The sequence below is a fragment of the Mesorhizobium metallidurans STM 2683 genome (genome assembly GCF_000350085.1).
GTDB lineage: Bacteria > Pseudomonadota > Alphaproteobacteria > Rhizobiales > Rhizobiaceae > Mesorhizobium > Mesorhizobium metallidurans.
The window spans coordinates 1-9,234 of record NZ_CAUM01000088.1; the positions used below are offsets into that span (position 1 = coordinate 1).

General features: G+C 62.8%; 14 protein-coding genes and 1 pseudogene. 6 read left to right on the forward strand and 9 right to left on the reverse strand.

Translation table 11 applies throughout. The annotated features are described in order from the left end of the window. Positions 1-132: 132 nt before the first annotated feature. The 3 genes from pgsA to MESS2_RS14095 are packed head-to-tail and all read left to right on the forward strand — an operon-like array spanning position 133 to position 1,461. Positions 133-729: a CDP-diacylglycerol--glycerol-3-phosphate 3-phosphatidyltransferase gene (pgsA, locus tag MESS2_RS14085; protein ID WP_008875008.1), complete on the forward strand. Its 597-nt coding sequence runs from the start codon at positions 133-135 to the stop codon at positions 727-729. Between the two features lies 1 nt (position 730). Continuing rightward, the gene (gene moaD / locus MESS2_RS14090; RefSeq protein ID WP_008875009.1) at positions 731-988 is read left to right on the forward strand and encodes a molybdopterin converting factor subunit 1; all 258 of its coding nucleotides are present in this window, start codon (positions 731-733) and stop codon (positions 986-988) included. 5 nt (positions 989-993) lie between these two features. After that, on the forward strand, positions 994-1,461 hold the full coding sequence (locus tag MESS2_RS14095) for a molybdenum cofactor biosynthesis protein MoaE (protein WP_008875010.1): 468 nt from the start codon (positions 994-996) through the stop codon (positions 1,459-1,461). A 61-nt stretch (positions 1,462-1,522) separates the two neighbouring features. Here the strand turns inward: MESS2_RS14095 and MESS2_RS14100 are convergent, their stop codons facing one another. From MESS2_RS14100 to MESS2_RS14115, 4 genes are read right to left on the reverse strand one after another with little or no spacing between them, the layout of a single operon-like run. Next, the gene (locus tag MESS2_RS14100) at positions 1,523-2,020 is read right to left on the reverse strand and encodes a DoxX family protein (RefSeq protein ID WP_008875011.1); all 498 of its coding nucleotides are present in this window, start codon (positions 2,018-2,020) and stop codon (positions 1,523-1,525) included. Between the two features lie 2 nt (positions 2,021-2,022). Further along, positions 2,023-2,823, reverse strand: a complete 801-nt coding sequence (locus MESS2_RS14105; protein WP_008875012.1) for an HvfC/BufC N-terminal domain-containing protein — start codon at positions 2,821-2,823, stop codon at positions 2,023-2,025. Then, on the reverse strand, positions 2,810-3,733 hold the full coding sequence (gene bufB, locus MESS2_RS14110) for an MNIO family bufferin maturase (protein WP_008875013.1): 924 nt from the start codon (positions 3,731-3,733) through the stop codon (positions 2,810-2,812). Before bufB ends, MESS2_RS14105 begins: the two co-directional genes overlap by 14 nt. 32 nt (positions 3,734-3,765) lie before the next feature. After that, positions 3,766-4,089 (reverse strand): BufA1 family periplasmic bufferin-type metallophore, encoded by a 324-nt coding sequence (locus MESS2_RS14115; protein WP_008875014.1) that lies wholly within the window; start codon positions 4,087-4,089, stop codon positions 3,766-3,768. 375 nt (positions 4,090-4,464) lie between these two features. Here MESS2_RS14115 and MESS2_RS14120 point away from each other — a divergent pair, with 375 nt between their 5' ends. Next, the gene (locus MESS2_RS14120) at positions 4,465-5,226 is read left to right on the forward strand and encodes a YbaY family lipoprotein (RefSeq protein ID WP_008875015.1); all 762 of its coding nucleotides are present in this window, start codon (positions 4,465-4,467) and stop codon (positions 5,224-5,226) included. Between the two features lie 15 nt (positions 5,227-5,241). Here the strand turns inward: MESS2_RS14120 and MESS2_RS14125 are convergent, their stop codons facing one another. From MESS2_RS14125 to MESS2_RS14140, 4 genes are all read right to left on the reverse strand, one after another. Next, positions 5,242-5,850 carry a class I SAM-dependent methyltransferase gene (locus MESS2_RS14125; RefSeq protein WP_008875016.1) on the reverse strand — a complete coding sequence of 203 codons (609 nt, stop codon included), beginning with the start codon at positions 5,848-5,850 and terminating at the stop codon, positions 5,242-5,244. A 131-nt stretch (positions 5,851-5,981) separates the two neighbouring features. After that, complete coding sequence (gene ndk, locus MESS2_RS14130; protein WP_008875017.1) at positions 5,982-6,404, reverse strand: nucleoside-diphosphate kinase; 423 nt, start codon at positions 6,402-6,404, stop codon at positions 5,982-5,984. Positions 6,405-6,495: 91 nt separating this feature from the next. Beyond that, positions 6,496-7,131 carry a 5,6-dimethylbenzimidazole synthase gene (bluB, locus tag MESS2_RS14135; protein ID WP_008875018.1) on the reverse strand — a complete coding sequence of 212 codons (636 nt, stop codon included), beginning with the start codon at positions 7,129-7,131 and terminating at the stop codon, positions 6,496-6,498. Between the two features lie 98 nt (positions 7,132-7,229). Further along, positions 7,230-7,922 carry a glutathione S-transferase family protein gene (locus MESS2_RS14140; RefSeq protein WP_008875019.1) on the reverse strand — a complete coding sequence of 231 codons (693 nt, stop codon included), beginning with the start codon at positions 7,920-7,922 and terminating at the stop codon, positions 7,230-7,232. Between the two features lie 72 nt (positions 7,923-7,994). On the opposite strand from MESS2_RS14140, the gene MESS2_RS14145 reads away from it, so the two are divergent. Further along, entirely contained in the window at positions 7,995-8,507 is a 513-nt protein-coding gene (locus tag MESS2_RS14145; protein ID WP_008875020.1) for a DinB family protein, read from the forward strand. Positions 8,508-8,618: 111 nt separating this feature from the next. Further along, entirely contained in the window at positions 8,619-8,789 is a 171-nt protein-coding gene (locus MESS2_RS32730; RefSeq protein WP_008875021.1) for a hypothetical protein, read from the forward strand. Positions 8,790-9,041: 252 nt separating this feature from the next. On the opposite strand, the pseudogene MESS2_RS14150 reads toward MESS2_RS32730, so the two are convergent. Next, positions 9,042-9,234 (reverse strand): annotated as a pseudogene (locus MESS2_RS14150) (IS5/IS1182 family transposase); the annotation flags it as partial.

Here is a 9,234-nt window from a genome sequence, read left to right on the forward strand (position 1 = left end):
GTAACGACATGCATAAGACTCACTTTAAGAGTCGATTTGGTCGTTATTTTCGGCTGGCCAATCGAATCTGGCCTGTTGACCCCCCACATTCGCTTCTGATTTGAGTACGCAGGCAGAAAGAGTCCCGAAAATATGGCCCAGCGCGCGTTCAACCTGCCCAATATGCTCACCTACGCCCGTATCATCGCGGTGCCGCTGGTCGTGCTGTGCTTCTTTATCGAGGGACAGCTGAAGTCGAGCGACTTCGCCCGTTGGTCCGCGCTGATCATTTTCCTGCTGGCGTCCATCACCGACTATTTCGACGGCTATCTGGCGCGCGCCTGGCAACAGACCTCCAACATCGGCAAGATGCTCGATCCGATCGCCGACAAACTGCTGGTCGCCACCAGCCTGCTGCTGCTTGCCGCCGACACCGATCGCCACGCCGGCATCGCCGGCTGGTCGCTGTGGGCGGCGATCATCATACTGTGCCGCGAGATCCTGGTCTCGGGCCTGCGCGAATATCTGGCGGCGCTGAAGGTTTCGGTGCCGGTGACGCAGCTGGCCAAATGGAAGACCACCATCCAGATGGTCGCCATCGCCTTCCTGCTCGCCGGGCCGGCCGGCGACAAGATCTTCCCGCTGACCACCCAGACCGGCCTGGTGTTGTTGTGGATCGCAGCACTTGTCACGCTCTACACCGGCTATGACTACTTCCGCGCCGGCCTCAAGCACATCATGGACGAGTGAGATGTCGACGCGGCTCATCTACTTTGCCTGGGTGCGCGAGCGGATCGGCAAGCCGCAGGAGGATGTCGAACTGCCTGGCGGCGTCGAAACGGTCGCCGACCTGTTGCGCTGGCTGAAATCGCGCGGCGAGGAATATGAGCATGCGCTGCAATATCCCGATGTGATCCGAGTCGCCATCAACCAGGAACATGTCGAGCATCGCGAGAAGATATCAGGCGCGCGCGAGATCGCGCTGTTCCCGCCGATGACTGGAGGCTGAAACAGATGTCGGCCGCGGTCGTGCCTGTCGTGCGCATCCAGGCCGGGGATTTCGACGTCGCCGCCGAGATCGCCAGCTTGACCCGGGGCCGCGCCGATATCGGCGCCGTGGTGACGTTCTCAGGCCTTTGCCGCGACGAGGCGGGCAGGCTTTCGGCACTCGAACTCGAACATTATCCCGGCATGGCCGAGGCCGAGATCGCCCGTATCGCGGGCGAAGCAGCCGAACGCTGGCCGCTGCAGGGTCTGACCGTCATCCACCGCCATGGCAAGGTCCGGCCTGGCGAGAACATCGTGCTGGTGGTGGCGGCTTCGGCGCACCGGCAGGCTGCGTTCGAGGCGGCGAACTTCCTGATGGATTATCTGAAATCGCGCGCGCCCTTCTGGAAGAAGGAACACCATGGCGACGGCTCGCAAGGCGGCTGGGTCGACGCCAAGGAGAGCGACGACAAGGCCGCCAGCCGCTGGAAGTAGGCTGTGCTGAAACGAAATTAACCCTCTTGAGGCAATGCGGCCGCGGAAAGAGCTGGACTGGCTAGCCTTTGTCGGCGCCAATCCAATGATCGAGCGCAATCCGGCCGGGTCCCCATGCCATGATGCCAAGCGCCATCGCCGCCCAGGTGATGTGCAGCGGCCAGCCGTCTGGCACGGTAAGCTGTATGACCAGCGTCATCACAAGCAGCCCGAATGCCGCCAGTCTTGTCGCCAGACCGAGAACAAGGAAAATTGGCAACAGGATTTCCGCTGACCCTGAGGCGAACGCCACGATCCCGGGTGCGGGAAAATCGTAAGGGCCACCCGGCAGATGCAGCTTGAACTCCGAACTGAAAAGCAGCACTGCGACATCGTTCAGCTGCAGAAAACCGTCCCATTTGTTGACGCCTGAACGCCAGAAGGGAACAGCAAGCCCGCAGCGCAAGGCAAGCTGAGTCAGCGCTGGCGTGGCAATCATGCGAAGTGTGGCGTTCGCTCTCTCGACGAGGGCAGCCACCCCTCGCAGTTCGGTGCTTGTGTTCAACCGATGGTCCGTCATGCTCACCCTCCCTGGTGTGCCGCCATGAAGGCGCCCGCTTGCAGCAGGCCGGCAATGTTGGCGGAAAGGTCGAATTCGGCAATCTCCGCGAATGCTGCCGCGGCCGCCGCGCCGAGCGGTTCGCCCGCCATGAGACGATCCAGAAAACACGCGCCGCCGGGTGGCAGATGGCGAACAAAGACTTCGAGGCCGGGCCGCGTGACCAGCGCATCTTCAGGCCCGTTCGCCTCGATCCGCCCAACGGGGCCGTCGCTCCGGTTTGCGGCAAAAATCGTTGCGACCGGATGGCGCGATCTTATGGCGCGCGTTGCCGGGTGCGGCTCAAACACGGTATCGGCCAGTCGCTCGGGCTGGATCGACGCCAGTGCTCCGGAAGCCAACGGCTCCGCGTCAGCGGCATGATAGGCGTCGAGCCAGGCCTTCTCCATGCGCGCCACGTCGGCCAGCCAGGGCATTGACTGCGCGTGTTCGTAGCGCTCGATGAAATCGGGAAAGTCGCGGCCGTATTCGAACAGAAGCGGCGAAGAGGGTGGTGTTTCGCGGATATGGAAGCGAGCCATGGCGCGAAAGAAGTCCGGGCCAGTGATGCGCAGCGTGGCCGGAAAGTTGGCGGCAAGCGCATCGATCAGGCTGACCGTGACGTTGTTGCGATAGACGGCATATCGCCTGACCGCAGCCTTCCCGCTCGGCCCCGAAACGGCGTCGGGCGGGGCACGGTCAGGATCGAGCAAACCGGCGGTGAATGCCGCGGCATAGTCAAACCTGCGGCCGAGACCGCCCGACTCGAGCTCATCCCGCGGCATGGGCTTTTTCGAGCATTTGGCTGGCATGACGGTCGAGGATCGCCTGGGCGGCGCCAGCCTCCGCCTTGAGTACCGGCCAGTCGGGAATGTTGCTATCCCATTCGATGAGCGTCGGGAGCGGCCCGCAGCGGCCGGTGACAATATCGAAGAGCTTCCAGACCGCGTCGGCGACCGGGCCGTCATGGCTGTCGATGAGCAGCAGATCGCCCTCGTCATCCTCCTGTTCGGCGTGGCCGGCCAGGTGGATTTCACCGACATGTTCGAGCGGGAAATCCGCGAGGTAGGAAAGAGCTGAATAGCCGTGATTGGTGGCCGAAACGAAAACGTTGTTGACGTCGAGCAGCAGGCCGCAACCGGTACGCCGCACCAGCGTGCGGATGAAATCCGTCTCGCTCATTGTCGATTCCGGGAAAAGGACGTAGGTCGAGGGATTCTCGAGCAGGATCGGGCGTCCGATTGCGCCTTGCACTTCTTCGATGTGATCCGCCACGCGTGAAGCCGTTGCCGGTGTGTAGGGTAGGGGAAGCAGGTCGTTGTAGTAGGTGCTGTCGTGGGTCGACCAGGCGAGATGCTCGGACACGAGCGCAGGCTCGTAGCGCTCGACGAGCGCCTTGAAACGACCGAGGTGCGCTTTGTCGAGCGGCCTCGGTCCGCCGATCGACATGCACACCCCATGCAGTGAAACAGGATAGTCGCGGCGGATCCTGGTCAGCGCGTCGTGCGGCGGACCGCCGGCGCCCATGTAGTTTTCGGCATGGACCTCGAAGAAACCGCCGTTTGGCTCGTCGGTGAGGATCGCGGATAGATGTTCATGTTTGAAGCTGGTGCCGGCAAGACCGAGGACCGGGAACGCCGGAAAGCGTGAGGTTTTCGACAGGCGGGATGCCAGGCGGGTGGCCAGTCCGTTCATCTTCCCCTCCGCTTTCCGGCAGATTGCATTGCTTACGACGGGATGTCGCGGGTCAGCTCCGCGGGCGAGCCCTTGCGGTCGCCGGGCAGTTCCATCGTGGTGCAGGTGCCGCCGTCGACAAACTTCCAGGCGTTGCCCTGGTAATCGACAGTCGAAGTACCCTGGCAGGTAGTTCCCGCACCTGCCTTGCAGTCGTTCTGTCCCTTCAGGGCGACGCCAAAGCACTTCTCCTTGCCGGCGTCCATCGCAGCCTTGACCTGTGCCTCGGTCAGCGGCGCGGCCGTCGCAAAAGAAGCAAGAGCCGTGGCAACGGCGCTGGCCAGTAAGGCCGCGCTCACGGTTGATCTCGTTGACATGATTTCACCTCCGATTGGGTTGTTAAGCACGCCGTTCCTCAAGCGCGCATTGGCCAGTTCGGCCCGGAGGCTCGCTGCGTTACCTCTGCTTGGGAACACGACTTCGTGATCGCCCTGAAGCTTGGCTTCGGCAAGACCTTGCCGCTCACACCAAGGAAACCGACGGCGAGGCTGCAAGCCGTTGGAAGTAGCCACCGACTGAACAATGCCGTGCCACGGAACCACCGCAATCCTGCGAGAGCTTCTGGCCGGTTAGGCATGCGGGGCATGATCCCGAAAAGTGGAATCCGGTTTTCGGAAAAGATCATGCTCAAACAAGAAAATAGAGCCGCATCCCGATCCATCGGGATGGAACAGGCTCTAGGGAGCAGGATCATGCTGGACAGGATCGCCGAATTTTTCATCTTCGGTTTCGTGCCGCTGGTCGTCGGCATGCTGGCCGTTCCGGAGCTGTCTGTGGCCGCCGAGAAAGTCTTGAAGGGCGAAGTGCTGTACCGCGAGCGCATCGCCTTGCCGCCCAACGCCGTGCTCTCGGTTCAGCTTGCCGATGTGTCGCTGGCCGATGCACCGGCCGCAATCCTCGGCGAACGCAAGGTGGCGCCGGCCGGCCAGGTGCCGATCAAGTTCGAGATCAGCTTCGATCCCCAGGTGATCCGGCCCAACATGACCTACGCGCTGCAGGCGCGCATCACTGTCGACGACCGGCTGATGTTCGTCACCGACACGCGTCATCAGGTCGATCCGCTCAGCGACGCGCCGCAGACCGTAATGCTGAAGATGGTGACGCCGAGCGACAAGCCTGCCGCGGTGTTCGGGCAGAGCTGGCTTGTCGAATATATCGACGGCATCGGCGTGATTTCAGAGCCGCAGGCGACGTTCAGGATCGGCGAGGACGGCAAGGCCGGCGGCAGCGGCCCCTGCAACGTCTACTTCGCCACCGCCAAGGTCGATGGTTCGGCGATCGCCATCAGCGGCATCGGCTCGACCTTCAAGGCCTGCGCGCCTGATGTCATGGCCGAAGAGAAAGCGCTGTTCGGGGCGCTGGCCAGGGCGGCGTCCTACCATGTCGATGCCGGCAAGCTCACCATCGTCGACAAGGACGGCCGCGATATTTTGCGATTCAACGCGGCCAGCTAATTTAGGCAGACACCCTCAGGCCGATTTTTGCTCGAACACCGCCCCATAGTGATAGGGTGGCACGTCGACCAGTTCGGCAAGTTTCAGGCCGCCCGCTTCGGCGTCCGCGATGGTCTGTTCCGGTGACAGCCTCAATTCGGTCCTCGGCCCGCGCGGCTCGTCCAGCACCGTGGTCGTCTCGCGCGGCTGCCGGTGCCAGTTGACGATGGCAAAGCGCCCGGCCGGGCCAAGCGTCGCGCCCACGGCGCGCGCCAGCCGCGGCCGGTCAGGCACTCCGTGGAAGGCATTGGCCATGAAGATGAAGTCGACCGGTCGAGATACCAGGCTGGCGAGTTCGTAGGCGTCGCCGGCGATGAATTCGCAATTGGTCGCGCCGGCGTCGATCAGCCGGCGCCGGGCGACCTCGATCAGATCCGTGTCGATATCGATGGCGATGACGCGGCGGGCTACCCTGGCGATCGGCAGGGTGAACCAGCCGTCGCCGCAGCAGAGGTCGACCACATCCATGCCCGGCTTCAGCCGGGTTGCAGAGAGTACGCCTGCGGGGTCCGGCCACAGCGCCTCCCACCAGCCGCTGTTTGGCATCTCCGTGCCTTGGAAGAAGCCGGGAATGGCGCTGGTCATGGTCAGGTCGGTTCCACTGTGCCCTGACCCCACCTTACCGCAGGTGAGCCGCGGCGGAAGTGCGGATGGTTAGGCACTCCAACAAAAAGGCCGGCGAGACGCCGGCCTTGCCTGAAAGCTGGTCTGCCGGTTCAGCCGACGATCTCGGTATCCGAGAACCAATATTTGATCTCCTGCGCGGCGGTTTCCGGCGCGTCGGAGCCGTGCACCGAATTCTCGCCGATCGACAGCGCATGCACCTTGCGGATGGTGCCTTCGGCGGCATTCGCCGGGTTGGTGGCGCCCATCACTTCGCGGTTCTTGGCGATGGCGTTCTCGCCTTCCAGCACCTGCACGATCGTTGGTGCGGAGGACATGAATTCCACCAGTTCGCCGAAGAACGGACGGTCCTTGTGGACGGCATAGAAGCCTTCCGCCTCGCGGCGGCTCATCCACACCCGGCGCGAGGCGATGACGCGCAGCCCGGCATCTTCCAGCATCTTGGTGATGGCGCCGGTAAGGTTGCGCCGCGTCGCGTCCGGCTTGATCATGGAAAAGGTGCGTTCGAGCGCCATGCGATGGTCCTTGTGATGAGAAATGGAACTTGAGGTGGCGGGCTCTATACAAGCCGCCCGGCCCATTGCCAAGGGGAGGGTGGCTCGCGGATCAGCGTACCATGATGGTGGGAGGTCGCCGGACCTCCCACCCCTCTCGTTCCAGTTCGGGCACGCTGTGCTCCTGTGAGGGGTAACCGACGCAGAAGTAGCCGATCAATGTCCATAGCGGAGGCGTGTCGAGGATCGTTGCCATCTCGGCCGGATCGAGGATCGAGACCCAGCCCATGCCTATGCCCTCGGCGCGCGCCGCCAGCCACAGCGTATGGACCGCCATCACGGCCGAGTATTCGATGGTGGCAGGCATCGTCATGCGGCCGAGCCCGTGCCCTTGTCCGGTTGCGTGATCGGCGAAAACCGCGAACTGACAAGGCGCCTCATTCAGGCCGGCGAGTTTCAGGCGGGCATAGAGCGCGGCGCGTTCGGCGCTAAACAATGTTAACGCCTCCGCATTGCAGCGCTCAAAGCAGGCTTTGACGGCCTCGCGGCGCTCCGGGCTCTCGACCACGACAAAGCGCCATGGCTGGCTCAGCCCGACAGAGGGCGCAATGCTGGCGAGGCCGAGCAGCCGCTCCAGCGCGCCTTCCGGAAGCGGCGTCGGTTCAAACCGCCTGACATCCCGGCGCCACAGGAAGAGATTGACGAGCGCGGCGCGAAAATCGTCGGGGAATTGCGGACCTGGCGTCATCGCGTCCTTTGCTAAGGGAGTAGGGGAGTAAGGCAATAGGGCAGTAGGGCAGTAGGGAAGGAGCACCTACTGCCTTACTGCCCTATTGCCTTACTGCACTATGCTGCCGCCGCCACCTTGCGGCCGAGGCCATCATGCAGGTCGAGGCAGCGCTCGAACCACCGCGCCACGACGTCGCTGTCGTCGAGCAGGCGGTAGGGCGAGGCGATACGCGCCCATTGCAGGGCGCCGAAGACGATATAGTCGGCGAACAGCGGCGATTGGCCGCCGATGAATGGCTGGTAGGCGAGCGTCGAGCGCAGCGGCTCCAGCGAGGCGCGGAAGGCGGCCAGCCCGGCGTCGCGCGCCGCCACGACCTCTTCCAGTTTCTTGCCGAAGCGTTGCTCGCGATTCCTTCGGAAATAGGCGGCGTTCGCCTCGTCCTGCATGGCGTGTAGATCCATGATCGCCGCTGACGTGACATAGGGATGGATGGTCAGTTGCGACCAGCGTTCGATGAAGCGCGCCATCGCCTTGCCGCCATCGCCGCCAAACAATGTCGGCCGCTCTGGATAGGCTTCGTCGAGATAGAGCGCGATGGCGAAGGAATCGGCGACCACCCTCTCGCCGTCGCGGATCACCGGAACGGTCTTCGAGATGCCGCCTTCGACGGTTGGCACTTCGAGAAAGCGGGTCGGCACGCTTGATATGTCGAGCCCCTTATGGGCAAGCGCCATCGCCGCCTTCCAGCAATGCGGGCTGAACGGACGCGCGGTATCGCGTCCGACGAGGTCATAGAGCAGAATGGTCATTGGCGGCGGCGTCCTCGCGGTCTAGTTAGGCGGCCTGCGCCGGAACGGAGTCTCGCAGGCGGGGAGAAAAAAATGAAGCAGCATTTCATGATGTTTGCGGCCTACAATCAATGGGCCAATGGCCGCATTTACGATGCCGCCGACGACCTGACCGACGAGGAGTTCAATCGCGATGTCGGCGCCTTCTTCGGATCGATGATGCGAACGCTCAACCATCTGCTCACCGCCGACCGCATCTGGATGAAGCGCTTCACCGGCGAGGGCGACGCGCCAACCAATCTTGACGCCATCCTGCACCGAGCCTTGCCCGTATTGCGCATGACGCGCGAGGCCGAAGACAAGAGGATCATCGACTGGGTCGGGGCCTTGAGCGAGAAGGCGCTGGCCGGCCGCTTCACGTATATGACCGTCTCAGACATGCGCACTGTTTCGCAGCGGCTGGCGCCGGCGCTGGCTCATGTCTTCAACCACCAGACCCATCACCGCGGCCAGGCGCATGCGATCCTGACCATTCTCGGCCGCCCAAGCCTGGGATTGGACTTGACGTTGTTCCAGCGCAGCGAGGAGGGCAGGGCCTTCGCCTAATTCTGCGCCGAACGCAGTGATCCGCCGAGATTGCAAAATACGTCAAAACACCTTATTCAGCGCGCGGCCTTGAGGGTGGCCGCTCAGCAGCAACAGCGAAAGTTGGCACGCATGACCAATGAACCCTTGCGCCTCGTGGCATTCCTTGCCGTGGTTTTGGCGCTTCTCAATTCCGGATACCACTTCCATCAGGGCGACGTCGTGGCGACCCTGTATTTCATGGTCGGCGCCATTCTCGTGACTGCGGTGACCCGGCTGAGCGTCAGCAAGCACCTGATCTAGCGCCTGGCTTGTGATCTGATCGGGCCGAAATCAGCCGAAGAAGAAATCGCGCTGTCAGGCGGCGTAGCCGCCAAAGCCGCGCGCGACCGGGTTCCATCTTGCGGGAAGGATTAGCATTTTCGTGCCACTGGGCAGTAGGGCAGTAGGGATAGTCATTCTTTGGCGGCTTCGGCAACGCTCACAAGCGCGTGTCCATCTACTCCCTATTCCCCTACTCCCTTACTCCCTTACTCCCCTAAGGCCTGTTTACAGTTATCGGATTGCGAGGAAAGCGGTGACGAGATTGAGGAGTCCGGCAAAGCAAGCATCGGTCTTTTCGTAACGGGTTGCGATGCGTCGGAATGCCTTGAGATGGCAGAAGAAGTTCTCGACGAGATGGCGCCATTTGTACATTTCGGTGTCGTGAGGGATGCGCCCGGCCCGGTCTGCTTTGGACGGGATGATC

Bases quoted from the DNA above. Each gene is read 5' to 3' on its own strand.
- MESS2_RS14140 (WP_008875019.1), bottom strand. From the start codon at position 7,922: ATGACCATTCTGCTCTATGACCTCGTCGGACGCGATACCGCGCGTCCG.
- MESS2_RS14115 (WP_008875014.1), bottom strand. From the start codon at position 4,089: ATGTCAACGAGATCAACCGTGAGCGCGGCCTTACTGGCCAGCGCCGTT.
- ndk (WP_008875017.1), bottom strand. From the start codon at position 6,404: ATGGCGCTCGAACGCACCTTTTCCATGATCAAGCCGGACGCGACGCGG.
- bufB (WP_008875013.1), bottom strand. From the start codon at position 3,733: ATGAACGGACTGGCCACCCGCCTGGCATCCCGCCTGTCGAAAACCTCA.
- pgsA (WP_008875008.1), top strand. From the start codon at position 133: ATGGCCCAGCGCGCGTTCAACCTGCCCAATATGCTCACCTACGCCCGT.
- MESS2_RS14100 (WP_008875011.1), bottom strand. From the start codon at position 2,020: ATGACGGACCATCGGTTGAACACAAGCACCGAACTGCGAGGGGTGGCT.
- MESS2_RS14105 (WP_008875012.1), bottom strand. From the start codon at position 2,823: ATGCCGCGGGATGAGCTCGAGTCGGGCGGTCTCGGCCGCAGGTTTGAC.
- MESS2_RS14145 (WP_008875020.1), top strand. From the start codon at position 7,995: ATGAAGCAGCATTTCATGATGTTTGCGGCCTACAATCAATGGGCCAAT.
- MESS2_RS32730 (WP_008875021.1), top strand. From the start codon at position 8,619: ATGACCAATGAACCCTTGCGCCTCGTGGCATTCCTTGCCGTGGTTTTG.
- moaD (WP_008875009.1), top strand. From the start codon at position 731: ATGTCGACGCGGCTCATCTACTTTGCCTGGGTGCGCGAGCGGATCGGC.
- MESS2_RS14120 (WP_008875015.1), top strand. From the start codon at position 4,465: ATGCTGGACAGGATCGCCGAATTTTTCATCTTCGGTTTCGTGCCGCTG.
- bluB (WP_008875018.1), bottom strand. From the start codon at position 7,131: ATGACGCCAGGTCCGCAATTCCCCGACGATTTTCGCGCCGCGCTCGTC.
- MESS2_RS14095 (WP_008875010.1), top strand. From the start codon at position 994: ATGTCGGCCGCGGTCGTGCCTGTCGTGCGCATCCAGGCCGGGGATTTC.
- MESS2_RS14125 (WP_008875016.1), bottom strand. From the start codon at position 5,850: ATGACCAGCGCCATTCCCGGCTTCTTCCAAGGCACGGAGATGCCAAAC.